The organism is Chryseobacterium takakiae (assembly GCF_900129385.1).
Lineage (GTDB): Bacteria > Bacteroidota > Bacteroidia > Flavobacteriales > Weeksellaceae > Chryseobacterium > Chryseobacterium takakiae.
Genome location: NZ_FQVO01000002.1, coordinates 15,741 through 39,628 on the forward strand (window position 1 = coordinate 15,741; position 23,888 = coordinate 39,628).

Sequence of the window (23,888 nt, forward strand, 5' to 3'; positions counted from 1 at the left end):
AGGCAATGATCATTTATATTTTTATTGGTTTAATTTGTCTTTAAAATCATCGATTCTGAAATCCGTGACTGCATTTCCTTTTTCAATTTTCTCTTTTGAATAAAGCCGGAAATCATTTTCCGTTTTTTCCAGAAGATAATCGTAAGGCCCCACATGAGATATTAATTTAACCAAGACCGGGGAAATCTCAAGGCAAATGAAAAGCCCCATAATAAAGGCTGCTGCCAGTCCGATAATGGCAGAATTTTTTCCCAGTTCATCCAAAGCCTGAAGTCTTGCCGCAAAACCATTGAATTTGTCCTCAAAAGTTTCGGTAGATTTTCTTTCCGTTTCGAGATTGGTGTAGACTTTAGAGATTTCCTTATCAAGATATTCCAGCCGTGGAGCAACCTGTTTCTGGTAGTTTTCGAGATCCTGCCGTCTTTGTTCTTTCAGTTCCTGCTTACGTTTGGCATTTGGCCCGAATCCTTCTTTCCCGCTGGTAAGTCCGGACTGTTTTCCTAAAATTTCTTTCTCAAGTTCTACAGAAGCAGAATCATAGGATTTTTGGTAACCGGCAATTTTCTCGGTAATCTGTTTTTTTTCGGTTTCAAAAGGTCCGCTTTGCTGTAGAATTCTTCCGTTCATTTCGCCCTGAAGCTGCTTCTTATTTCTTTGAATAATGGTGTTCAATTGTTTATTGACTTCTTTTTCAAAGATTTTAAGTTCTAAAGGTTTAGAAATAATAATTCCTAAGAAAGTAGCCAGAACCAATCTGGGAATGGCCATTAATGCCTGATTCCACCAGGTACCGGTTTTTTTAATCGAAGAAACAATGTACCGGTCCAGGTTGAAAATCATTAATCCCCACAAAACACCAAAGCCAATGGCTGTCCAGATATTGTCAAATACGGTATACATGGCATAACCTGCAGAAAGCGTTGCAAAAACAGCAGTGAATAGTACAATTCCGCCGATCCCTGCAAATTTATTCCATTCGCTGGGGGTTTTACGTAAAATGTGAATGTTTCCTCCGGAGCAGACCATCAGAAACTTCTGGAACCAATTTATTTTATGATTCGCCTGATTTATAGTTTGTTGATTATTTTTCATAACAGAAAATTTATACAAATGTACTACTAAAAACTATACCAATGTAAAAGATAGTATTATGTTTTACCAAGTATAACGTTTCGTAAGCTTATTGTGTTGTTATTCAGGGAATTAAAATTATTCGATAAAAATTCTTATCTTTAAATATCAATCACAATAAACAACTATTATGAAAAATGTAATCAGCCTTTCGGTGCTATGCCTTACACTGGCTTTAACTTCATGCAGCAAAGAGAAAACAGTAGATGATGATCTGAAGGAAGTAGCGGCTAATATCAACAAAACAACGCCTCAGAATTTAGCAGATGGAGTAAGACTGGACAGTGTATCTGCGCAGCCGGGAAAAATTTTCAAATACAATTATACTTTAACTGATGACGAGAAAGAAAGTGTAACGCCCGAACAGATTGAAACTTTCAAAACCAGTGCTAAAGAAGGCGCTTTACGAGTTATCAAAACGTCTCCGGACATTAAAGAATTCCGTGATAATGATGTAACCATGGTATATACGTATTACGATAAAAACGGAAAGCCCACAGCCGATTTTAAAATTACGCCTGCGGAATACAAATCAAAATAAAAACAATATCCCACAGATTGATAAGAGCTGTGGGATAATTTATTTTAAACGGTCGGGATTTTGTTTAAGAAAACTTTCCCAACCGGTGTAGGATTTTGTATCGGTGATCGTTCCGGAATTGAAATGGTGACAAACGGCAACAGCCAGACCATCAGATGCATCAAGATATTTGGTCGGGAATTCTTTTAAATTAAGAAGGCTTTGCAGCATTCCGGCAACCTGTTCTTTGCTGGCGTTTCCGTTTCCTGTGATCGCCATTTTTATTTTTTTCGGTGAATATTCCGTAATCGGTATATTTCTGTGAAGGCTTGCCGCCATCGCGACACCCTGCGCTCTTCCCAGCTTCAGCATACTCTGGACATTCTTTCCGAAGAAGGGTGCTTCCAGAGCTACTTCATCCGGATGGAATTCATCAATCAGCGCTAAGGTTTTATCGAAAATATATTTCAGCTTGGTTTCGTGATTGGGATATTTCTTGAGCAGCAATTCATGAATGGATATCATTTCCATTTTACCTTTTTTTACGGAAATAATACCAAAACCCATCACGGTAGTTCCGGGGTCGATTCCTAAAATTATTTTCTCTGCAATCATCGGTTCAAAGATATGACTTTCCTCTGATCTTTGGACTCATAAATCCCATTAAACATAATTACAGCATTAACTTTTTTTCTGCTATGGGAAGCCACTGCTGATCGTGGCGAAGCAAGATAATTTTATCGACTAAAAATTTAGTTTTATATTTTTTGTCTTGGTATACTTCCCAGGCTTTAAGGTAGTTTTCCCAACTGAGGTCTCTGTAACCGACGGTCATATGAGGATTGAAAGAATAATCCATAAAATTAAATATTGCTTTTACTTTTTGATAAAGCATTTTCAGTTGCTCATTGTTCTCGGGTTTTACATAGATCACCGGATTTTTAGGATTTACGAAACTTCCGAATCCGTTGAGCACGATTTCGAATGGTGACAAATGTGTGTCGATTTTCTGAAAAGCCTTGTGAATATCGGCTTCTAGATTCACTTCCCGTGAAAAAGGGGGAAACAGTGTAATATGAGCTTCATTTTTTAATGCTTTCGAACTTTCATACTTGACTGCGAAATCCAGCTTAAATTCTTTGATCTCATCAATAATATGTTGAGGTGGATATATTGCTATGAAGTAAAGTTTTTTCATTAAGTAAAATTAAAATAATAAAAGAAGTATTTATACATAAGAAAATTATGTATAAATTTGTGTAAAATTGCATGTATTGAAAAACAACAGTCTTTATAAAGGTACCCTTCAGAATATTATTCTTAAGCTATTGGCAAAAGAAGTCAAAATGTATGGTTATCAGATTACACAAAGGGCAAAAGAGCTTACAAAAGGAGAGCTTGAGATGACTGAAGGCGCTCTTTATCCGCTTTTGCACAAGTTGGAAGCTGAAGGAATGATTAGTTCCGAAATTCAAAAGGCGAACGGAAGAGACCGTAAATATTATCTTTTAACAGATAAAGGGAAAAGGCAGCAGATACAGCAGGAGGAAGACATGAAAAGTTATTTATTTAATCTGAATACGATTTTTAATAGTTGATGATCTGATATGTTTATTAAATTCATTAAAAGTATACAATTTATAACTGATAAAACTTACTTGTTATGATAACCAAAGCCCAGGAACATCAGGTTGAATTATACTTGCGTTCAAGAAAACTTTATTCGCAGTTGTATCATGAAGTGAAAGATCATTTTATCTCACAGATTTCGCATCTTATGAATGAAAAATCCATAAGTTTTCAGGAAGCTTTTCTGGAAACAAAAATCAGCTGGAAAAATGAACTGGAAATGGTAAGAGCAGATATGTTTTCTTTCAAAAAGATCACAAGAATTGAAAAAGTTGTTTTACAGCAGCAATTCCGCAAGATGAACATTATTTCGGTTTTGTTTTCGGCTGGAACTTTTGTATTGCTGATGGTACAGTCAGAGTTATTTACGATATTACAAATATTGCTATTGCTGAGCTGGATGGTATTGCTCGCAAATAGTTTTATAACAGGAAAAATGAAGTTTTCAAATTATATGATGCTAAGTTTTCATCCTTTATTGGTCAGGAATATTTTGATGGCAGCAGCAGTAATTTTAATTGTCGGTGCCCTGAAATACGATTATCATGAAATTGCAGATTTACAGATTTCTAAATTGTTTTTGGTGTACTGTGTAACTGTTCAGCTACAGCTGATGTATTTCAATTCAAAGAAAATAAATGTTTTAATATAAAATATAGAAATGATTAGTTTTTTGAACAACAGCAAAACTTTTAATAAAAAAAAATTCCAGGTTTTTCTGGAGGTTAATTATTTAAAACCAGATCGGAGAACCAAAAAACGTATTCACCCTCCTCACTTTCGGTGTCAGATTTTGGTTTTGGATATGTTTTCTTTACGGTCTCACCAATATGGAATAAAACCGGACTTTTAAAAATCGGGCCATCGAAGGTGAAGGTGTGAAACTCGCCGTTTTCTCCGCAAGGATCTACATTGCCGGGTAAATCTTTAATAAAATCCTGATCAATAATTCTTCCCGCAAAACTTTTGTCAAGGTATGTTTCATTAACGCAGGTCACAATCGTTTTAAATTCCAAATCCAGAAATTCCTGAATCAGTTCGGTAGTATTTTTTTTCCATAAAGGAAAAACCGCCTTCATTCCGACAGCCTCCAATTGTTCTTCACGGTATTTTTTAAGATCTTCTAAGAAAATATCCCCGAAAATAGAATAGGTAACACCCTTAGCTTTTATGCCAGTCATGGTTTTGCTCATGATGTTGCGGTACTCTTCCATAGTAGGCTCTTTCGGCAGTTCCATTTTGATGAGCGGAAATCCTAAACTTTCAGCTTGTTTTTCCAGCAAAGAAACAGGGACGCCGTGCATAGAAATTCTCTGAAATTCTTTATTGATGCTTGTCAGTAAAGAGATAATTTCAAATTGGTCTTCTCTCAGAATTTTATATAAAGCTAAAGCAGAATCTTTTCCGCTGCTCCAGTTGAAAATGGCTTTGGGCTTCATTTGAATATAACCTTCAAGATTAACTATTTATTATCCGGTTTTCCAAAATTATTCAGTTCACTGGGTTCGATCTTGTTTTTTTCAGCTTCCTGCCTTTTTTGTAAATCTTGAGTATTTCTGTTCATGTCACTCGTATGCGTTTTATCCATCGGGTATGATTTGCAGCTTTTTAAGAATAGTAAAGCGGAAATAGTAAGAGTGATCAAGAAAAATCCTTTCATAAAGTTTTTAAGATATATTATTATTAAAATACGGAAAGTCAAAAATACAAAAACCTCAAAGAAAATCCTTGAGGTTTATTTATTAATACGTTTAGTAGTCAATAATTGTCTACGGCACAGCCGTTACATATTTCTTCTGTACTTACCGCCTACTTCAAACAAAGCATTGGTGATTTGTCCCAAAGAACAGTACTTTACGGCATCCATCATCACTTCGAATAAATTTTGCTGATTGATTGCTGCGTGCTGTAAAGTTTTTAAAGCTTCTTCGGACTTTTCATTATTAGATTTTTGGAAATTATGAAGCATTTCAATCTGGAACTGTTTTTCTTCCTCTGTTGAACGGATCACTTCTCCCGGACGAACCGTTGGCGACCCGTCTTTTCCTAAGAACGTATTCACTCCGATGATCGGGTATTCTCCCGTATGCTTTAACCATTCATAATGCATTGATTCCTCTTGGATTTTTGAGCGCTGATACATGGTTTCCATGGCACCAAGAACACCGCCTCTTTCCGTAATTCTGTCGAATTCCGCATATACTGCTTCTTCCACCAAATCCGTTAATTCTTCAATAATAAACGAACCCTGAAGCGGATTTTCGTTTTTAGCTAAACCTAATTCTTTATTGATGATTAACTGAATTGCCATCGCTCTTCTTACCGATTGTTCGGTAGGAGTTGTGATCGCTTCGTCGTAAGCATTAGTGTGAAGTGAATTACAATTGTCATAAATTGCATACAATGCCTGAAGCGTCGTTCTGATATCATTAAAATCAATTTCCTGAGCGTGAAGCGAACGTCCTGAAGTCTGAATATGGTATTTCAACATCTGGCTTCTTTCATCAGCACCATATTTTAATTTCATTGCTTTTGCCCATATTCTTCTTGCTACACGTCCGATTACCGAATATTCAGGGTCGATACCATTCGAGAAGAAGAAGGATAGGTTAGGCGCAAAATCATTGATGTCCATTCCTCTTGACAAATAATATTCAACATAAGTGAAACCATTGGCCAACGTAAATGCTAACTGAGAAACCGGATTGGCACCCGCTTCTGCAATGTGATACCCGGAAATGGAAACAGAGTAGAAATTTCTTACTTTTTCTTTGATAAAATATTCCTGAACGTCGCCCATTAATCTCAATGCAAACTCCGTAGAGAAAATACACGTATTCTGAGCCTGATCTTCTTTTAAAATATCAGCCTGAACGGTTCCACGAACAGTTGCAATGGTTTTCGCCTTAATTTCAGCATACACATCAGCCGGAATAACTTCGTCACCGGTAATTCCTAATAATTTTAACCCTAAACCATTATTGGAAGGAGGCAATTCTCCGTTGTATTTAGGTCTTGCTAAACCTTTATCATCAAATTTTGCTTTTAATACTTCCTCTACTTTAGCCTCAAGCTTATTCTCAATGATGTATTTTTCAACATTCTGGTCGATGGCCGCATTCATGAAGAAAGCCAAAAGCATTGGCGCAGGCCCGTTGATCGTCATTGAAACGGAAGTCAGTGCATTCACCAGATCAAATCCTGAATAGAGTTTTTTAGCATCATCCAAAGTGGCTATTGAAACTCCTGCATTTCCGATTTTACCATAAATATCAGGTGGTAAAGCAGGGTCTTGTCCATATAATGTTACCGAGTCGAAAGCCGTAGATAAACGTTTTGCAGGCATTTCCGCAGAAACATAGTGGAATCTTCTGTTGGTTCTTTCCGGGCCGCCTTCTCCGGCGAACATTCTTGTCGGATCTTCTCCGGTTCTTTTGAAAGGGTAGATTCCCGCAGTGTAAGGGAAACTTCCCGGAAGATTTTCCTGGCCTTTCCATTTAATTAAATCTCCCCAATCATTGTATTTTGGTAATGCAATTTTCGGAATTCTTAGGTGAGAAAGAGATTCTGTTGAGGTTTCCACTTTAATTTCTTTTCCTCTTACGAAATACGAATAAAACTCTTCGTGAAAAGCTTTTTTCGTATCATCCCAAGTCTTAAGGAAATCAATATTTTCCTGTTGCAGCTCTTTTTCAGCTTTTTGATATTCTGTATCTAACGTTTCATTGGAAAGGAAATTTTTCACGCCTTCGATGTGATACATTTTTCTTGCCAGTTCAGCCTGTTTTTCAACAGTCGCATCGTATTGTCTGTTGTTTTCAACAATCTCGGAAAGGTAGCGAACTCTTTTTGGAGGGATGATGGTTACTTCATCTGTAATTTCCTGTTCAACAAATGTTTGAAACTGAGGGGCACTGTCACCCTGAGCTTGTCGAAGGGTATCGTTGACTTTAGAAACTAATCTGTTGTATAATTCTGTCGTTCCGTGGTCGTTGAACTGAGATGCTTTTGTGGCATAAACCGGCATTTCATCCAATGGCTGTTCCCATAATAAATGGTTTCTCTGGAACTGCTTTCTTACGGCCTGAAGCGCGTCAAGAGCACCTCTTTTGTCTGATTTATTTAAAGCAACCAAGTCCGCATAATCCAGCATGTCAATTTTTTCCAGCTGTGTGGAAGCTCCGTATTCCGGAGTCATGACATACATTGAAACATCCGCAAAGTCTGAAACTTCTGAACCGGATTGTCCAATCCCTGAAGTTTCAAGAATGATTACGTCAGGATGAGCAAGTTTTAAAACATTCAAAGCAGATTGGATAAATGGAGAAACTGAAACGTTGTTTTCTCTCGTTGCCATCGAACGCATATAAACTCTTGGATCATTGATCGCGTTCATACGGATTCTGTCGCCCAAAAGTGCACCTCCGGTTTTCTTTTTAGAAGGGTCAATGGAGATGATGGCAATTTTTTTATCCGTATTGGAACGTAAAAAACGTCTTACCAATTCGTCTGTTAATGAAGATTTTCCAGCTCCACCGGTTCCTGTGATCCCGATGATTGGAATATGGAGATCTTTTGACTTCTCGTCTATGGCTTTTACCAGGTCGGGTTTTTCCTCCGAAAAGTTTTCAACGGCGGAGATTATTTTCGCAATGCTTGTAGGATTTTCAAATTGAATTGAATCTAAGTCATTAACGCCTACTTCTTTTCCGGTAGCAAAGTCGGATTTTTGAACCAGATCATCAATCATTCCCTGAAGTCCGAGCTCACGGCCGTCATCCGGAGAATAAATCCGGTCGATCCCGTAATCCATTAACTCTTTAATTTCCTCAGGCAGGATCACGCCGCCGCCGCCGCCGAAGATTTTGATCTGCGGTGAGTTTTTTTCTCTTAAAAGATCATAGATGTATTTAAAATATTCATTGTGACCGCCTTGATAGGAGGTTAACGCAATAGCATTGGCATCTTCCTGAATAGCCGTATTTACGACTTCCTCTGCCGATTTATCATGTCCAAGGTGGATGACTTCGCATCCTGTTCCCTGAATGACACGGCGCATGATATTAATTGCAGCATCATGGCCGTCAAATAATGAAGCGGCCGTTACAATTCTTACTTTGTTTTTAGGAGTATATTTTTGGGTTTCCATAAAAAATCTAGAAAATTTCTGAATTTCCAAATATAATAATAAAATAACAACCTTTTGTTTGGATATAATATTTTGATTTCTAAATATTTAAGGTTTATTGTTGCTTTTTTTACTTCCTTACACCAAACATTTGTTAGTCTGTAGAGTCAGGTTTTTAGAATCTCAGATTAATTTCTCTACTTTTGCATATTATTATAGATGGTATGAAAAAGGCATTGCTTTATTTTTTATTGGGAACGGTTTTAAGTTTTTTAATTAATTATTTTTTTTACAGCTCTGCAAACATAGGGCTTGACATTTATTATGCGTTTGCTTTTGGTTTCGCCTGGGGAATTGCTTATTATTTAGATACGCCGGATTTTACTTTGGCAAAGAAATTAGGCCTGTCTTTTGTGGCTATGGGAATTTTAGTTCTTATTGGGACTTTGATTTTTACTCTTGAACTGGCGATTCCTTCCATATTGAAGTTCTCTACGGTTTTTGTAGCCTATTACCTGATTGCAAGCTTCAGAGCTAATAAAACGCTCCGCAATTAATGCATCATGCGGAAGCTTGTATATACAAGCAAAAGAAGCATGCACAGGAGCGCAAAGAAGTTGATAATAAATAAAGACATTCCTTTGATTATACTTATACTTCTGGAATTTTCATAGACTCTGTGGTGGGCTATAAAGAAATAGATAAACATATAAAATATAGCTATAGTAGAAATCAGAATACTCAGGATATTAAAAATGGAGTAATCCGGAAGTAAGGAAAGAAGTTCCGATAAAAATATTATAATCAGAATTCCCAATAGCAGGAAAGAAAAATAATGAAGCGTAAAAATTCCGTTATCAAAAAACCACCATTTCTTTTTATTGTGAAAAAGCCATAGGAAAAAAGCAAAAACAGGAAGATAAATAAATAATGCTTTAGGTAACGTATGCACCACTGTTTCGCTAAATTTATCAAAAATCTGTTCTTTGTTAAGGCCCTGCTCCTGGAAATGGAATACTTTTTTTGCAAAAGGCCTCATAAAATCAAAAATGGACCGGCTATCGGAGCTTTTAATGTACAACGAATCAAACTGCTTCATATTTTTAGCTCCAAGAATCGTAAGTTTTCCGTCTTCGGTTTCTCCTACAGCATCTGTTCTACTATCATTATTGTTTACAACGCTTACTTTCAGGTCATTAATTGTTTCTTTTGGAATTTTTATATTCTTATTTTCCCTGCCGATGCTATCCAGCATTTTTGCAACTCTCTCTTTATTTGCTTGTTCCCTTTCTTTTGTATTTAGAGTGTAAACATCATTTGTTTTCTGCTCTTCTTCTGAGGAAGAAAGTAGAGATGGTAGAAAAAAGGTAATAAAACTTACAAAAATATAAAGCTTTACAGGAGCAACGTAGGTCTGCCTTTTTCCGGCAAGATACTCTTTGGTAAGCTTTCCGGGACGGAACAGAAGGTATTTGATTGTTTTCCAGAACTGTCCGTCATAGTGCGTAAAATCCTCAATAAAGTGTGTGAAAAGATAATGGAACGGTTGCTTGGTCTCGGTATTTTCCTGTCCACAATGAGGGCAGAATCTTTCTTCAACGGTGTGTCCGCAGTTCAGGCAGGTTTTATCTTCCCGGATCTTTCCGTGGCTCATAGCTTATTAAGTTTTATGGCAAATATAAATATTTCGTCAATACTATTTTCATATTGATAAATTTTAAAGCTAATGTTTAAATAAAATTTAATAAAAACGGATCAGATAACTAAGTAATTCATTCGGCTGCGTCCTGTTCTATATTGCAAGATGCATTTCACCATTATTCTTTGATGAACTTTTCTGAAAAAGATTGATTATTTTGCTGACAGGTAATAATGTAGTTTCCCGGGCTTAAATTCTGTACCATAATTTTATATTCATCACCGGTTAAGAGTATCTTACAGCTCATTCTTCTTCCACTGGCATCTTTAATTTCCAGGTTTGATAATTTTTCAGGTGCTTTAATGGTCAGAATATCTTTTACCGGATTAGGATAGATTTTAAAAACTGATTTTTGAGTTTCTAAAGTTGCCAGCGTAGTAATGCTGATTTTCTTTGTTTTTGTAGTTAGTCTTCCGCATGCGTTGGTAGTAAGTTTTACATTGTAATCTCCGGTATTTGCGTAGGTATGGGAAGGGTTTTCCATGTTGGAAGTGCTGCCGTCTCCAAAATCCCATTGAAACAATGTGGCGCTGCCGGATTGGTTGTTGAATTGTACCGTATTTGAATTTAATAACTGGTAATCGAACCTGGAGTTTGTGTCATGGAGATTAATGTACCATGTATCCATATTGTTAAAAACAATAGTTTTTACGGCATTTCTCACAAGGTTTGCTTCTGATTGTGATAAGTTGCCGTCATATGTTGATAAAGTGGGATCTTTTTTGAATATGGTTGTATAAAAAGTGCAAGCAGCAATCATAGAACCTAGATAGTTAGGATGAGATCCATCAGCTTCGTATAATTCTAGCATAGGATTTTGTGTACGCATATACCTCCAAACCCGGCCTACCGGTGAAATAAGGCTTTCATTTTCTAAAGCAGCCTGCATATAGCGTTCATAAATTTTATCATCCATTCCTTCGTAAGTACAAAGGTAAGAACCTGGTGTGCAGTTTGAGGTGTCTCCGTTTTTTCGTCCCCATGTCATGTAAAAAATGGGATTGCCGCAAGGATTTTTGCTTTTTATGTAATTGACCAGCTGAGTAGCGAAGGGAAAGAACTGCGTCTGAACAAATGAAAAGGAAAATGCAGGTATCTGACTTTGTTCCTGTAATACAACATAGTCCCAGTTTCCCAAGCCTATGGTGCTTAAAACTGACGCGTTATTGGCATGATTCTGTAAAGTAGATCCGCCCGGTGTATAGCTTTGATAGCTGAGATTGTCTCCTGTGCTGCCTGCAATTTCACTGATCAGTTGGGGTAAATTATTTTGGGCAGTATAGCTATTGCCTATAAAAAAAACATTTTTATTTGTTTGGGCATAAGAGGGTATAATAATAAATAGAAAAAGGCATAGTAATTTTTTCATCATATAATCATTTGTTTTGTAAATATATTAATTTTCATCAAATTCAAAACACTCAAAATTTTTCGCAACAGGCATTCTAATTCATTAACAACCTATAATTTATGGTTAAATGTAAAGTAAATTGTTTATATGTTTTTAGGATAAAAAAATAATTTGTACCTTTGCACACCCTTTTAGGGGAAAATTATGTTTAATCTTTAACTAAAACGTGTGAATACATTAAGTTACAAAACTGTTTCAGCGAACAAAGCTACTGCTAATAAAGAATGGGTTGTGGTAGACGCTGAAGGACAGCCGTTAGGAAGACTAGCTTCTACGGTTGCAAAGATTTTGAGAGGTAAGCACAAGACGAACTATACACCTCACGTAGATTGTGGTGATAACGTAATCGTTTTGAACGCTGGGAAAGTAACTCTTTCCGGAAACAAGTGGAACGACAAGACTTATATCTGGCATACAGGATACCCTGGAGGACAGAAGTCTATGACTGCGGCTGAACTTCAAAAGAAGGATTCTTTAAAAGTATTGGAAAAATCAGTAAAAGGGATGTTGCCTAAAAACAGACTTGGAGCTGCGATCCTTAAGAATCTTTACTTATATGAAGGAACTGAGCACAAACATGAAGCTCAACAGCCTAAAACAATTAATGTTAACGAATTTAAATAATTAATATGTCTACAGTTCACAAAATCGGAAGAAGAAAAACTTCTGTAGCAAGAGTTTACGTAAAGCCAGGAACTGGTAATATTACGGTAAACGGTAAAGATGCTAAAGAATACTTCTCTACAGATGTAATGGTTTACAAATTAAACCAACCATTTATCCTTTCTGAAACTGTTGGTCAGTATGACGTTACCGTAAATGTATTCGGTGGTGGAAATACAGGTCAGGCAGAAGCTATCAGATTAGGTATTTCAAGAGCTTTGTGTGAAATCAACGCTGAGTTCAGATTAGCATTGAAGCCTGCTGGTTTACTTACAAGAGACGCAAGAATGGTGGAAAGAAAGAAGCCAGGTCAGAAAAAAGCAAGAAAGAGATTCCAATTCTCAAAACGTTAAAAAAGCGTATGGCTATTGGCTTATGGCGGATAGCTTTAGAAAAATTTTTAAAAAATTATTTTTTAACCCAAAGCTGGAAAGCCAGTTGCCAAAAGCAATAAGCCAACAGCAACTTTGCCCGTTACGTTTAGCATCCAAACGCTTCTCCCATCTAAAGAAGTTGTTGATTGTTTAAAAAACGGAAAGTAAACTAACAAAAACAGAAAACATGGCAAAAGCAAATGTAAAAGACCTTCTAGAGGCTGGCGTACACTTTGGTCACATGACCAGAAAGTGGAACCCAAATATGGCTCCATACATTTTTATGGAGAAAAATGGTATTCACATTGTAGACTTACATAAAACAGCAGTTAAATTGGATGAAGCTTGTAGCGCTTTAGAAAAATTAACTTCTGCAGGTAAAAAAGTTCTTTTCGTAGCTACTAAAAAGCAGGCGAAAGAAGTTGTTGCAAAACACGCTTCTGAACTTAATATGCCTTATATTACAGAAAGATGGCCGGGAGGTATGTTAACGAATTTCGTTACAATCAGAAAGGCTGTTAAAAAAATGAACTCCATCGACAAAATGAAAAAAGATGGTACGTTCGAAACTTTATCTAAAAAAGAAAGATTACAAGTAGACAGACAAAGAGCAAACCTTGAGAAGAACTTAGGTTCTATCGCTGACATGGTAAGACTTCCATCTGCTGTATTTGTAGTTGATATCTTAAGAGAACATATCGCTGTAACTGAAGCTAAAAAATTAGGGATTCCGGTTTTCGGTATCGTTGATACCAACTCTGATCCTAGAAAAGTAGACTTCGTAATCCCAGGAAACGATGATGCTTCTAAATCTATCGACATGATCCTTAGCGTAGTTTCTGAAGCTATCAAAGAAGGACAGTCTCAGAGAAAAGCTGATAAAGAAAAATCTAAAGAAGAAGGAGAAGTAGTATCTGCTGATAAAGATGCTGACTTTGACGGAGAATAATTAAGATTTTCTTACCATACAAAAACCGCTGGATTCTTTGGATTCAGCGGTTTTTATTTCATTCAGTATTAACTTTCATTATTAGTTTGAAAGCTTTACTTCATAAGGGGCTGATATAAATTTTGTTTTCTGGTAAACGGCATCGCAGATCATGCCTGAAAGATTGTAGGCCTGATTTTTAGGAACCATTACAGCTCCAATTTTATTTGCAGCTATAGGAACTTTTTTAAAGTAATTGTTTCCGCTTATCGTAAGAACCATATTGCAGCGGGAGTTGTTTTCTACGGTAATAGCTGTTCTGGGATCATTGGAGGAGTCATTAAGCAAATAAGTGAGTACATCAGAGGTTTCAGATTTGTATGTTTTCATCAGAGCCTGATATTCTCTTTCTACCTGAGCCGCAGGAGTGGTACTGCTCCCGGTAACGGACGGCCTTAAAACAGGTTTTCTTACAGGATAATTCTTTGTATTTCCGCTGCTTCCACAATTATTCAGCAGTAAAATAATCACTGCCGAAAATGAAACGTACTTCTTCATAAAATATGATTTATGAGTACAAATGTAGTCTTTTTACATTTTTATATTATTTCCTTTAGCAGGTTCAGGGGTACTAATGGTTAAAAGTATACTCTTGTTCAGGTCTTTTTGAGAGGAATAGACCACATCACACACATTTCCTTTTAATGTATAGAACCCTTTATTGATGACAATAAAATTTTCACCTTTTGCGGGTACGGCAAGATTGTAAAAATCTTTTCCCTGAATTTTCAGAACCAGGTTACAATCTGATAGATTTTTAAATAACAGAATTACTTCTTTGCTGTTAACGTCTTCATTGAACATTGCATCAAGCAGCTTCACCGTTTTTTCTTTATGTTCTTTTGAAGTGGAAGAAATAAGGCGTTTAAACTCTTCCGCCTCTTGAGAGTTAGGATTCTTAAAGGCAGCACTTGGTATTTCGCTGATAACAGGTCTTGCTTCCATGGGTTTGGCATCCTTTTTTCCTTTAGTCCATTCAGCGTTTTTTAGTGCAATAAGTTTGGGTTTCAGAACACTTCTTTTCGGGTCGTCAGGATGTGTGGCCGCCAGATAATTTTCAATTTCCTTGATGTCGGTACTTTCTAAAATATTTTGTGAAGGGTTTGCGATACCGGTACTCTTACAGGATAACAGGATACATAGCACAATGTAAATAATATTTTTTTTCATAACCGTTTTTTTGTGTTTTTACTACAAGTAAATTTAAGAATATAAAATATATATCCTTAAAGCAAACCGTAAAATATTTCAGCTGTTGTCTTAAACTTCGATTGTTCTGTATAGTATTCTTTTCATCATCCTTGTGTTTTTAATTAATTTTAAATTTAATGTAGGTGATTGTTTTTCCTTTAGCAGAGAAAAGCTCTTCATAATAGGTTCTGATGTCCCTAAGATGTAGAGTACCAGGGTCATACTCCGGAGCTCCGTAAATATCATGATGAGCCGTAATGATTTCATATCCTGCACCCTGCAAAAAGCCAAGTGTGTAGCCGTGAAGAAATTCAGAGTCTGTTTTTAAATGAATAATTCCGCCGGGTTTCAGAAACTTTTTATATCTGTTTAAAAAATCCGGGTGAGTAAGCCTGTGTTTGGTACGTTTGTATTTAATCTGTGGATCCGGGAACGTAATCCATATTTCATCTACTTCATTTTCAGCAAAAAAATAATCTACAAGTTCGATCTGAGTTCTCAGAAAAGCAACATTCTGCATGCCGTTTTCGTGTGCTTCTTTAGCTCCAAACCAGAATCTTGCTCCTTTTACATCAATACCGATGAAGTTTTTTTCAGGAAATGCTTTTGCCAGTCCTACAGTATATTCTCCTTTGCCGCAGCCCAATTCAAGAACAATGGGATTTTCATTCTTGAAAAATTCTGTTCTCCATTTTCCTTTAAGGTTAAACCCGTTCAGCGCTTCTTCTCTTGTTGGCTGAACAACATTCGGTAATATTTTGTTTTCTGCGAATCTTGCTAATTTATTCTTACCCATGAAACAGTTATAAAATCCTGCAAAAATAGCAAAATTTATAAGAGCTTTCTTTAAATCTTATGAAATTATTTCTTGGCAGAACTTCCAAGAGCCACCATAAAAGGCTTCTGTATGGTTTTTTGTGATGCATACTGCGCCCCGCAGACAATGCTTGTAAAAAGATAGTCTCCTTTTTGTACAACAATAGAATTGTCTCCATGTGCCGGAACCGGAAGTCTGTATTTAGTGACGCCAATTCCTTCCATTCTTACAATAATATTACAGTCGGATTTATTTTCAATCATAACAATGCATTCTTTAGCATTAGGGTCATTATCAAAAAGTGAATTTAAGATTTTTACAGTCTTATTTTTATGTTCTACGGGGTTTTCTCCCATCAGCATATTGAATTCCGAAGCTTCCGTATCGGGGATGGCAGCAACAGATGCTGCAGCCGGAACAGAAGGCGCAATATATACATTTTGAGGATTACTGGGAGTGTATACCACTGCAGCCTGGCCTACCTGAAGTTCTTTCTGGTATTTTGCAATCTGTTTTTTCTTAATGTTGGCATTCATCTCTTCAAAAGATATTTTGGTAGAAGGCCGTCTTTTCAGCATTGCGAGCCAGTCTTGCATTTGTTTTACTTTGGTATCTCCCGGTTTTGCATTCTTAATGTAATCTTTCATCATATCCATGACCCGAGGCTTGAGTACCGATCTTCTGGGATCATCAGGATGGGCATCTCTCAGAAAAGCATTGATTTCATAAATATTTTTACTCTTTAAAATTTCACTGTAATCCTTTCCCTTCTTCTGAGCAGAAAAATTCACAAAAAAAATAGCGGCGAAAATCAAAAAAATCTTTTTCATTCAATATTAAAATTATTATTTGATAAACTGTCAGTTCATATAACGTAAAATATTGTATTTTATATATAGCACTTACAGGTGATAAAATTAGAAAATAATCTGGCGAATACAAAAAAATGCATACTGAAACACAATATGCATTAAAACTATATAATTATTTTACAATTTCCTGGAGATGCGAATTTCTGAGTCTTCGCTGGTAGATTGGCAGGTATTTCTCAATCGGGATTTTTATCGCCTCAAAATTTCCGGCCATAATATACGGTTCGATATTTTCTGAGGTATAAACGAACTGAAGGAAATTATCAATAAGATTTTCAGGAATCTTAAACTTTACAAAATAATCTTTTCCCAGGTAATTCTTAATCTGTGTTACTGAATTATTCATTCTTTCATATGCCAGATAGCGTTGTTTTTTCTTTCGCTCGCCGGAAAGGATATCGTATATGCTTTCCAGGCTGAAGGTAAGTCCGCCATCTCTCAGCCCTGCAACCGGAAGCTGAGGCGGAGTGCCGTCTCCTTTAGGTTCCGGAAGCCCGATTACTTTCTTTATAGCAAGTGCTTTGTCCTCTTTTCTTAAGGCATTTACATCGTACCTGAGATTGCCGGTTGGTTTGAACCTGTTGATTACCACTTCCTGAATATCATAATAAGCAATTCGTAATTCGATCAGGTTTTTCTGGGCAATCATTTGCGGTGTTAATCTGATATCTTTTCTTTCCGTAACAATAGAGGTAAAACGAATAACATCTCCTGCATTTGCTGAAATGGTGAAATCCCCGTTATAATTACTGAGAACGGTTTTCTGAGTAGTAAGATTGGTAACATATACCTGGTTGAGATATAAAACGGAATTATCTCTAAGAAAAACTTCGCCGGAAAACGACTGGGCGTTAATTTTTACCAGAAAAACCAACAGCAATAAGGTAAATAGATTCTTCATATAACTTGGACAAAATTACGCAGAATTGCATCAATTTATACCTATTTTAGTAGTGAAACTGGTTAAAGTTATATTAAACTTTAATCTGAAACTGTTAATAAATGTTATAATAATTCTTATCTAGCTAAAATCAAATAAAAGTATTATTTAGTCATTCTGAGATTAATAATTTTTCACCAATAGCCAGCTCGTGTATTTTACCGTGGTTGTAGCTTTAGATTCGGTCCAGCTTAATATATACCAGTAAGTTGCTGTGTTTATAGGTCTTCCTCCCCGGATTTTGCCATCCCAAATGAATCTGTTGGACTTATCTCCTCTAAAAATTTCGGCGCCATATCGGTCGAATATTCTGAATACAATATTTTCTTTGTCCATTAATGCTGAATAATCGATAGAATCATTATATCCATCCAGATTAGGCGTAATGGTATTTATAAGATTAATCATGACAAAGGGTTTTATCACCTCATCGCATCGGTTGGAATCACGTACATAGGCAATCTGATTTCCGCGTGGTACATTGGTAAAAACATTAGAGTTCTGCCAGTTTATTCCGTCCAAAGAATATTCGTAAGGCGGAGTTCCTCCGCTCACACCTATGGTTACGGTACTGCCATTGATGTCGATGGTGCCGATCACCGGAAGGACAGATTCTGTTACGGTTACATTCTGCCTGTATGTGCAGCCGTCAAAAGTAAGATCCACCCAATAATTACCAGGTCCTACATTGCTAATGGAGGATGTTGTCGCGCCGGTATTCCATACATAACTGGTAAAGCCCGGCCCGGCATCCAAAATGGTTTTTGTTTGCGGACAAATCTCTTTACTTACCAAAACATCGGAATGTTTCGGTGTTTTTAGGTTGATTGTAATTGAGGCTATATTAGGACATACTCCGTTTTTTTCAAAACGGATGTAGATGGTTTGTAGACCGGTAATATTAACAGGATTTGCAAGTGGTGCAATATTATTCTGTGCATTCGATTGTGTCGCAAAGAAAATAGGCGTTACTGATGGATCTGGAGTAAATTGGTTAATGTAAGGCAATAAATCAATTATTTTTGAACCATCCAGGTTATCATCACACACGGTTTCAAAAAGGGTTGCATTTGTCAACGGGATTTTAGGTCCGATAATAAAATTAAGCGGTTTCACTACCGGCGCACATCCGTCCGGAGAATCTACTCTTATGTAAATGGTTGTTGGACCTGTGTAAGTCCAGTTATTTGGAAGAGTATTATTATTTCCAATATTCGCGTCTGTTATATTCGCATAATACCTTACTAATGGAAAATAAGTAGGGTTTGATAAAACAATAGGTGTGATATTGGATAGAATAACCTCAACTATACCGTCCAGATTGTCATCACAGAATGTTCCTGTATAATTGTTGATGATGGTGGCATAAGTATACAGATTAAGGGTAATCTGGGCAATGTTTTTACAGCCTAAATTATTTTTCACAACAGCATATACAATAGTTCCGTTTGCCGCAGTATAACCGTTTGGTGCAGTTATCTGCGCTGCCGGTGTTTCATTTTGGGCATCCGTGAGTGAGGGATAGTACGTAATTGTTACCGGAGAATTGCTGGTGACGTTGGCAGATGTCAAATTAAAGATTCCCTGTCCGGAGCCATTGTTGCAGGCAGTAATCGTAGCGTTATTTACAATCACAGCCTGGATGTTTATCGTAACGGTTACGGTTTCACAATCGGTAAATACCGGGTCATTTCCGCAAAAAGTATAAGTGAACGTATCATTAGCTGCGGTTCCGGGATTTGTTGCCGTATAGGTTATAATTCCGGTAGTTGGGTTTACGGTTGCTGTGCCCAAATTTGGTGCTGTAACAATAGATACGGTAGAAGGAACAGGGGATTGAGATGAACTTGTAAATGCGGGAGTAATTGTTTTGGAAGTACAAAGATCATAGGTTACCGATGAAAGTTTTGTACAGTTTAATACCTTGAATTGTTCTGTTATCAGCGGGGCACAGCTTCCCATTGTAACGGAGCAGGTGTAATACCCCGATTGGGTAGGAGATATTGACGGGCCGGTAGCGCCGGGAATTAAGTTTCCGTTGTTATACCACTGGTACGTGTCATAAATAACAGGGTCTACGGTAAGAATAATACCGGGGGCACAGTCTCCTCCTGTTTTCAGGATAACCGGCTGTGTAGGGAATCCTGCAAAGAAACCACCGTATCCTACGGCATCACTCCCTGCGGTAATTCCTGCGGTAATCGCTTTGGAAGATACAATTGTTACGGTTCCCGTGGTGTTGGGAATTCCATACGTAACCCAGTTATTGGTACCCGTCATATTAAAAGGGCCTGTTGTAGCAGGTGGTGCAGCACCGTTTACAGTAACTACGGCGCCGCGTTCCGTGATAAGATTCAGCTTTGTGGGAACATTTAGAATTCCGGCAGGATTTCCGTTTGAAAACACAAAGTTTTCATCAATTAGACCAAGCTCGTTAATTTGTTTAGGCAAGTAGCAGTTGAGCGCGGGAATAAAGTTGAATCCTCCTGTTGCAACTTCGTTTCCTGTATTGCTTGCTCCGGCAAGAACCTGGTAGATATATGCATTCTTTGAAGTTCTGATGTACAGATTATAGTGCCCGTTTCCCTGTAGCTGATATTTTGAGCCGGGAATCATGAAATACTGTCCGATATTTAATGTAGCAATTGGCGCTGTTTCATCATTAACGCGTACTTCAGTATTATTTTCAGTCGCAATTACAAGAGCTCCCTCCATATTCGAAGTAAGGCTTCCGTTACCTTTTACCAAAGCAAATTCGTTTCCGAGCCTTTCTACGGGAACAGCCTGATCCATAAGGATATCAGAGCTGGTGTTAAAATTTCCGGCATATTGTCCGTTAAAATTACCGTTTGTAACATTTACCGGTTTGTCTGAAACAATTTTAGCCCCTATAAAGCCGTCAGAATTCCCGGGAATATTTCCTATTCCGTCGATGATATAGGATTGCCCTTTATTTAAGGTAAAAGTTATTGTAGGATTGGTAGTACCGGTTGTACCATTAGAAAACTGTACCCCGGGTTTGTACCCCGAAACCGTAACAGTTGTATTGTCTTCCGTTGCCAGAACGCTTGCCATGAAGTTCAGGATATTATTACTTACCGTAATCGGGGCATTCGCTGTATAAAAAAGCTTTCCGGTAGAAGGTATTCCCTTGGAAGTTATAATTTCGGCATGATTGAAAACTGAAAATCTGAAATTGGCATAAAAAGGAAATTCTGCCTTTACATACAAACCTTTTGTAGTTGTCGTAAAAAGGTCGGTCTGCTGTGTTGTAATAATCATATCCCTCGGAATGTCAATTTTCTGAGGATTCCCTTTGCTGATGGTTACAGTGGCAATTATTGTATTGTTATTGTAAATATTTACGGGAAAGGGTGTCGTACGGTTTGTGGAAAGATAAAGTCTTTGGAAAGGATTGGGATTTGCAGTTCTATCTATCATAGGTGCAAACCAGTGCTCTCTGTCCAATTGACCAAACAAAGAGCTCAAGAAATAAAATATAAATAAAATAGATAAAACTTTTTTCATTAAGTTATTGCTTTTATTACAAATTTAATAATAAAATACAATTGTATTATTTAAAATAAACAAAATAAACTGCTCAGGATCATGTTTTCAGTTAAGAATATAATTTAACAAAAAGAGACCATCTCGAAAGACAGTCTCTTATTGAATTATAATTGATAAATATCTATTCTCTGTTTTTTACCATAATCCATCCGGAATATTTAATTGGCGTATTCTTGCTATTAGGTTCATTCCAGCTTATATCAAACCAATAATTGCCTGTTGATACCTTTTTGCCTCCGATTGCTCCATCCCATTTATAGCTGTTTGCCTTATTTCCTTCATGGATTTTACTTCCGTACCGGTCAAAAATATTGAACTTAAAATTCGGTTTGTAAGACAGCGCCGAATAATCAAGAACATCATTTATCCCGTCTCCGTTAGGCGTGATGACGTTAATTAAATTCGGAACGGTAACTTCCACTGTAATAGGATTACAGCCATAATCATCCTTTACATAAAATACGGTGTTGCCTCGCGGAACATTTGTGAATACATTAGAATCCTGCCAGTTGATATTATCTGATGAATAGCTGTAAGGTGCCGTTCCACCGATTGTGTTTACCGTAACAGTATTGTTTGAAATTTCAATACTCGAAATGACCGGCTGTTCAGAAGGATATATTTTTACCTGCTGTCTTGTTACGCAGTCTCCGGTCTTCAGATCTACCCAATAGGTACCCACCGTCATATTATTGATCGACTGTGTTGTTGCTCCGTTGCTCCATTGGTATCCGTCAAAGCCTGCTCCAGCGTCTAATGTTGTCGTATCTTCCATGCAGATGATTTTATCTTCAAGCACCGTTGAATACACAGGCGGAAGTACAACTAAGGTGACTTTCGCGATTCTGAAACATCCGTTAACATTGCTGACTTTTATGAAAACAACACCGTTTGGCGCAATGTAGTTGTCAGGATTCAGGATTTCATTGGTTCCATTCTGTGCATCGGTAGGGGATGGGTAGTACTGTTTTATAACTCCGGTAGTTCCTGTTACAGGAGCAGTTGTCAAATTGAATAAAGCTGTTGCAGGATTTGATTCTATAAAGCATGATCTTAACGTGGCATCATTTACCGTCGGGCTTTCAGAAACCGTTAACGTTAAAGTAACCTGTTCGCAGTCTGTAAATTCGGGATCATTACCGCAGAATTTATAAACAATGGTATCTGTACCTGCAAATCCGAAATTAGGGGTATAGATAATCACTCCGTTCGGATCAATAACAGCTGTTCCGTTTGCCGGAGGTGTTACAATGGTTACCGTGCTGGCGACATAGGTCTGTGTGGAATTGGTAAATTCCGGAATAATCGCCTGAAATCCTTCGCAGACAGTAAGGTTTTTAGTAGAATTTTGAAGACAGGTATACACTTTGTAGATTGGCGTTGTAGCCGGAGCACAGGATCCCACCGTAATTCTTACAGTGTAGTTTCCTGCAACAGTAGGTGTATAGCTGTTAGTATCAGCACCTGGAATAGGATTTCCGTTTAAAAACCACTGGTATGTTTCATAGCTGTCATCTACTTCAAGTACAAGGCCGGGAATACAATCTCCCGTTTGTTTTGCAATTAACGGAATGGAAGAGAAGCCTGCAAAATATCCTCCATATCCTGCGGTACTGTATCCTCCGTTCACTCCTGCAGTAACAGCTTTTGTTGAGGTAACGGTTACATTTCCTGTAATTCCGGTAATGGCGTAGGTTACCCATTGTGAGTTTCCTGTAAGGGAATAAGGTCCTTGCGCGGCAGTAGGAGTAACTCCGTTTACGGTAACGGCTGCGCCTGCTTCTGTTAAAATATTGAGCTTTAGATTGATAGCGGATGTAATATTCGGCATTAGATTAATATTACCAATCTCGTCAATTTTTCTGGGAAGAAAACAATTTAAAGGGGGTATATAATTATAACCTCCTGTATTATTGGTAGAACTTGCCCCCACCAGCTGATACAGATAGGCGTTTTTTGTAGTTCTTACATAGAGATTAAAATGTCCTCCACCCTGATCTTTATATTGATTGGCAAGTATTCTGTAATATTCTCCTTCATCTATTGTTGCAACAGGAGTTGTTGCGTCATTAAGGTATATATCTGTGCCGTTTTCGGTACCGATTATAATCCCGCCTTCCATGTTTGTATTGCTGGTAGAAATACTTTTTACGATGGCAAATTCGTTTCCGAGACGATCTGTAGGGACAGACTGGTCCATAATAAGGTCGGAACCATCATTACTTCCTGTAGCATAAAAGCCGTTGGAGTTTCCATTTGTCACGGAAATGGGCTTTGTAGCTTCTATTTTTGCTCCGATGAATCCTTCTCTGTTGGCTACGGTGCCACCGTTCCCGGTAAGAATGTAAGACTGTCCTTTATTTAATGTTACAGTGAGAGTAAGCGGCGTTGGGGTAGGAATATTTGTGAATTGTACATTTGGATCATATCCGGAAATGGTAACAGTTGTATTATCTTCCGTAGCCATAATCCCTGTTGTAAAATTATATTGCGAACCAGTAGTTGTAATAGGAGTGGCAGCTGCATAAAACTTTGTTCCGATTCCGGCTTTTCCTTTGGAAGTTATAATTTCGCCATGTGAAGTCACGGCAGCTCTCAGTGATACGAAATAAGGGCGGTCCCCTTTTGTATATACTCCCATATTGTTAGGAACTCCTGCTGCTGAAGTAGTTGCGGTTCTTATTACATTGGTATTAAGGTTGAAAACCTGCGGAGCTCCTTTGCTGATGGTAACCGTTCCTATAACCGCATTGTTATTATAGATCTTGACCTCAAATGGAGTTACAGAATCTGTTGAAAAATATAACCCGTGGTTATAGCTGGAACTTGATACATCAAAATAAGGCGCAAACCAATGGTCTGTATCTCTTTGCGCAAAAATTGTATTAATGCCAAGAAACATTAATACGAAAGATAATAGAAATTTTTTCATAGATAGGAATTAGGATTATTGCA

At 37.3% G+C, this 23,888-nt stretch carries 22 protein-coding genes; 7 read left to right on the top strand and 15 right to left on the bottom strand.

Going from position 1 to position 23,888, the window contains the following annotated elements; genetic code table 11:
• Positions 1 to 21 precede the first annotated feature (21 nt).
• Positions 22 to 1,092 (bottom strand): DUF4407 domain-containing protein, encoded by a 1,071-nt coding sequence (locus BUA76_RS03175; RefSeq protein WP_072883397.1) that lies wholly within the window; start codon positions 1,090 to 1,092, stop codon positions 22 to 24.
• A gap of 169 nt (positions 1,093 to 1,261) precedes the next feature.
• Here BUA76_RS03175 and BUA76_RS03180 point away from each other — a divergent pair, with 169 nt between their 5' ends.
• Positions 1,262 to 1,672 (top strand): hypothetical protein, encoded by a 411-nt coding sequence (locus BUA76_RS03180; protein WP_072883398.1) that lies wholly within the window; start codon positions 1,262 to 1,264, stop codon positions 1,670 to 1,672.
• Between the two features lie 39 nt (positions 1,673 to 1,711).
• Here the strand turns inward: BUA76_RS03180 and ruvC are convergent, their stop codons facing one another.
• A complete protein-coding gene (ruvC, locus tag BUA76_RS03185) occupies positions 1,712 to 2,266 on the bottom strand; it encodes a crossover junction endodeoxyribonuclease RuvC (protein ID WP_072883399.1) in 555 nt (184 codons plus the stop codon).
• 58 nt (positions 2,267 to 2,324) lie between these two features.
• Positions 2,325 to 2,849 carry a 2'-5' RNA ligase family protein gene (locus BUA76_RS03190; protein ID WP_072883400.1) on the bottom strand — a complete coding sequence of 175 codons (525 nt, stop codon included), beginning with the start codon at positions 2,847 to 2,849 and terminating at the stop codon, positions 2,325 to 2,327.
• A 76-nt stretch (positions 2,850 to 2,925) separates the two neighbouring features.
• Here BUA76_RS03190 and BUA76_RS03195 point away from each other — a divergent pair, with 76 nt between their 5' ends.
• Positions 2,926 to 3,249, top strand: coding sequence for a PadR family transcriptional regulator (locus BUA76_RS03195; RefSeq protein ID WP_072883401.1), 324 nt, complete (start codon positions 2,926 to 2,928; stop codon positions 3,247 to 3,249).
• A 65-nt stretch (positions 3,250 to 3,314) separates the two neighbouring features.
• Positions 3,315 to 3,932 carry a hypothetical protein gene (locus BUA76_RS03200; protein WP_072883402.1) on the top strand — a complete coding sequence of 206 codons (618 nt, stop codon included), beginning with the start codon at positions 3,315 to 3,317 and terminating at the stop codon, positions 3,930 to 3,932.
• A gap of 73 nt (positions 3,933 to 4,005) precedes the next feature.
• Here BUA76_RS03200 and BUA76_RS03205 read toward each other — a convergent pair whose 3' ends face one another.
• The 3 genes from BUA76_RS03205 to BUA76_RS03215 all read right to left on the bottom strand — a co-directional run bounded on the left by BUA76_RS03205 (position 4,006) and on the right by BUA76_RS03215 (position 8,429).
• Positions 4,006 to 4,719 (bottom strand): Dph6-related ATP pyrophosphatase, encoded by a 714-nt coding sequence (locus tag BUA76_RS03205; protein ID WP_072883403.1) that lies wholly within the window; start codon positions 4,717 to 4,719, stop codon positions 4,006 to 4,008.
• A 23-nt stretch (positions 4,720 to 4,742) separates the two neighbouring features.
• Positions 4,743 to 4,940: a hypothetical protein gene (locus tag BUA76_RS03210; RefSeq protein ID WP_072883404.1), complete on the bottom strand. Its 198-nt coding sequence runs from the start codon at positions 4,938 to 4,940 to the stop codon at positions 4,743 to 4,745.
• A gap of 123 nt (positions 4,941 to 5,063) precedes the next feature.
• Positions 5,064 to 8,429: a methylmalonyl-CoA mutase family protein gene (locus BUA76_RS03215; protein ID WP_072883405.1), complete on the bottom strand. Its 3,366-nt coding sequence runs from the start codon at positions 8,427 to 8,429 to the stop codon at positions 5,064 to 5,066.
• 203 nt (positions 8,430 to 8,632) lie between these two features.
• Between BUA76_RS03215 and BUA76_RS03220 the strand changes: the two genes are divergently transcribed.
• Positions 8,633 to 8,965, top strand: a complete 333-nt coding sequence (locus BUA76_RS03220) for a hypothetical protein (protein WP_072883406.1) — start codon at positions 8,633 to 8,635, stop codon at positions 8,963 to 8,965.
• Here the strand turns inward: BUA76_RS03220 and BUA76_RS03225 are convergent.
• Both BUA76_RS03225 and BUA76_RS03230 read right to left on the bottom strand, forming a co-directional pair.
• Entirely contained in the window at positions 8,962 to 10,062 is a 1,101-nt protein-coding gene (locus BUA76_RS03225) for a DUF3667 domain-containing protein (RefSeq protein ID WP_072883407.1), read from the bottom strand. The two genes, BUA76_RS03220 and BUA76_RS03225, sit on opposite strands and share 4 nt — an antisense overlap.
• Before the next feature lie 163 nt (positions 10,063 to 10,225).
• Entirely contained in the window at positions 10,226 to 11,479 is a 1,254-nt protein-coding gene (locus BUA76_RS03230) for a PKD domain-containing protein (protein ID WP_083573144.1), read from the bottom strand.
• 207 nt (positions 11,480 to 11,686) lie between these two features.
• On the opposite strand from BUA76_RS03230, the gene rplM reads away from it, so the two are divergent.
• From rplM to rpsB, 3 genes are all read left to right on the top strand, one after another.
• The gene (gene rplM / locus BUA76_RS03235; RefSeq protein WP_027381190.1) at positions 11,687 to 12,142 is read left to right on the top strand and encodes a 50S ribosomal protein L13; all 456 of its coding nucleotides are present in this window, start codon (positions 11,687 to 11,689) and stop codon (positions 12,140 to 12,142) included.
• 5 nt (positions 12,143 to 12,147) lie between these two features.
• Entirely contained in the window at positions 12,148 to 12,534 is a 387-nt protein-coding gene (gene rpsI, locus BUA76_RS03240) for a 30S ribosomal protein S9 (RefSeq protein WP_072883409.1), read from the top strand.
• Between the two features lie 208 nt (positions 12,535 to 12,742).
• Positions 12,743 to 13,504, top strand: coding sequence for a 30S ribosomal protein S2 (gene rpsB, locus BUA76_RS03245; protein ID WP_029295347.1), 762 nt, complete (start codon positions 12,743 to 12,745; stop codon positions 13,502 to 13,504).
• An 81-nt stretch (positions 13,505 to 13,585) separates the two neighbouring features.
• Here rpsB and BUA76_RS03250 read toward each other — a convergent pair whose 3' ends face one another.
• From BUA76_RS03250 to BUA76_RS03280, 7 genes are all read right to left on the bottom strand, one after another.
• Entirely contained in the window at positions 13,586 to 14,041 is a 456-nt protein-coding gene (locus BUA76_RS03250; RefSeq protein WP_072883410.1) for a DUF6759 domain-containing protein, read from the bottom strand.
• 33 nt (positions 14,042 to 14,074) lie between these two features.
• Positions 14,075 to 14,713 (bottom strand): DUF6759 domain-containing protein, encoded by a 639-nt coding sequence (locus BUA76_RS03255; RefSeq protein WP_072883411.1) that lies wholly within the window; start codon positions 14,711 to 14,713, stop codon positions 14,075 to 14,077.
• A gap of 139 nt (positions 14,714 to 14,852) precedes the next feature.
• Entirely contained in the window at positions 14,853 to 15,530 is a 678-nt protein-coding gene (trmB, locus tag BUA76_RS03260) for a tRNA (guanosine(46)-N7)-methyltransferase TrmB (protein WP_072883412.1), read from the bottom strand.
• Between the two features lie 65 nt (positions 15,531 to 15,595).
• Positions 15,596 to 16,381, bottom strand: a complete 786-nt coding sequence (locus tag BUA76_RS03265) for a DUF6759 domain-containing protein (protein WP_072883413.1) — start codon at positions 16,379 to 16,381, stop codon at positions 15,596 to 15,598.
• A 154-nt stretch (positions 16,382 to 16,535) separates the two neighbouring features.
• Positions 16,536 to 17,324, bottom strand: a complete 789-nt coding sequence (locus BUA76_RS03270; protein ID WP_083573145.1) for a hypothetical protein — start codon at positions 17,322 to 17,324, stop codon at positions 16,536 to 16,538.
• A gap of 162 nt (positions 17,325 to 17,486) precedes the next feature.
• On the bottom strand, positions 17,487 to 20,804 hold the full coding sequence (locus BUA76_RS03275) for a T9SS type B sorting domain-containing protein (protein WP_228408453.1): 3,318 nt from the start codon (positions 20,802 to 20,804) through the stop codon (positions 17,487 to 17,489).
• Between the two features lie 250 nt (positions 20,805 to 21,054).
• Positions 21,055 to 23,865 (bottom strand): T9SS type B sorting domain-containing protein, encoded by a 2,811-nt coding sequence (locus BUA76_RS03280; RefSeq protein ID WP_072883415.1) that lies wholly within the window; start codon positions 23,863 to 23,865, stop codon positions 21,055 to 21,057.
• Positions 23,866 to 23,888 lie beyond the last annotated feature (23 nt).

Bases quoted from the DNA above. Each gene is read 5' to 3' on its own strand.
- BUA76_RS03265 (WP_072883413.1), bottom strand. From the start codon at position 16,381: ATGAAAAAGATTTTTTTGATTTTCGCCGCTATTTTTTTTGTGAATTTT.
- BUA76_RS03270 (WP_083573145.1), bottom strand. From the start codon at position 17,324: ATGAAGAATCTATTTACCTTATTGCTGTTGGTTTTTCTGGTAAAAATT.
- BUA76_RS03275 (WP_228408453.1), bottom strand. From the start codon at position 20,804: ATGATAGATAGAACTGCAAATCCCAATCCTTTCCAAAGACTTTATCTT.
- BUA76_RS03220 (WP_072883406.1), top strand. From the start codon at position 8,633: ATGAAAAAGGCATTGCTTTATTTTTTATTGGGAACGGTTTTAAGTTTT.
- BUA76_RS03230 (WP_083573144.1), bottom strand. From the start codon at position 11,479: ATGATGAAAAAATTACTATGCCTTTTTCTATTTATTATTATACCCTCT.
- BUA76_RS03190 (WP_072883400.1), bottom strand. From the start codon at position 2,849: ATGAAAAAACTTTACTTCATAGCAATATATCCACCTCAACATATTATT.
- BUA76_RS03250 (WP_072883410.1), bottom strand. From the start codon at position 14,041: ATGAAGAAGTACGTTTCATTTTCGGCAGTGATTATTTTACTGCTGAAT.
- rpsI (WP_072883409.1), top strand. From the start codon at position 12,148: ATGTCTACAGTTCACAAAATCGGAAGAAGAAAAACTTCTGTAGCAAGA.
- BUA76_RS03225 (WP_072883407.1), bottom strand. From the start codon at position 10,062: ATGAGCCACGGAAAGATCCGGGAAGATAAAACCTGCCTGAACTGCGGA.
- BUA76_RS03205 (WP_072883403.1), bottom strand. From the start codon at position 4,719: ATGAAGCCCAAAGCCATTTTCAACTGGAGCAGCGGAAAAGATTCTGCT.
- ruvC (WP_072883399.1), bottom strand. From the start codon at position 2,266: ATGATTGCAGAGAAAATAATTTTAGGAATCGACCCCGGAACTACCGTG.
- BUA76_RS03175 (WP_072883397.1), bottom strand. From the start codon at position 1,092: ATGAAAAATAATCAACAAACTATAAATCAGGCGAATCATAAAATAAAT.
- BUA76_RS03210 (WP_072883404.1), bottom strand. From the start codon at position 4,940: ATGAAAGGATTTTTCTTGATCACTCTTACTATTTCCGCTTTACTATTC.
- BUA76_RS03215 (WP_072883405.1), bottom strand. From the start codon at position 8,429: ATGGAAACCCAAAAATATACTCCTAAAAACAAAGTAAGAATTGTAACG.
- BUA76_RS03280 (WP_072883415.1), bottom strand. From the start codon at position 23,865: ATGAAAAAATTTCTATTATCTTTCGTATTAATGTTTCTTGGCATTAAT.
- trmB (WP_072883412.1), bottom strand. From the start codon at position 15,530: ATGGGTAAGAATAAATTAGCAAGATTCGCAGAAAACAAAATATTACCG.
- BUA76_RS03200 (WP_072883402.1), top strand. From the start codon at position 3,315: ATGATAACCAAAGCCCAGGAACATCAGGTTGAATTATACTTGCGTTCA.
- rpsB (WP_029295347.1), top strand. From the start codon at position 12,743: ATGGCAAAAGCAAATGTAAAAGACCTTCTAGAGGCTGGCGTACACTTT.
- BUA76_RS03180 (WP_072883398.1), top strand. From the start codon at position 1,262: ATGAAAAATGTAATCAGCCTTTCGGTGCTATGCCTTACACTGGCTTTA.
- BUA76_RS03255 (WP_072883411.1), bottom strand. From the start codon at position 14,713: ATGAAAAAAAATATTATTTACATTGTGCTATGTATCCTGTTATCCTGT.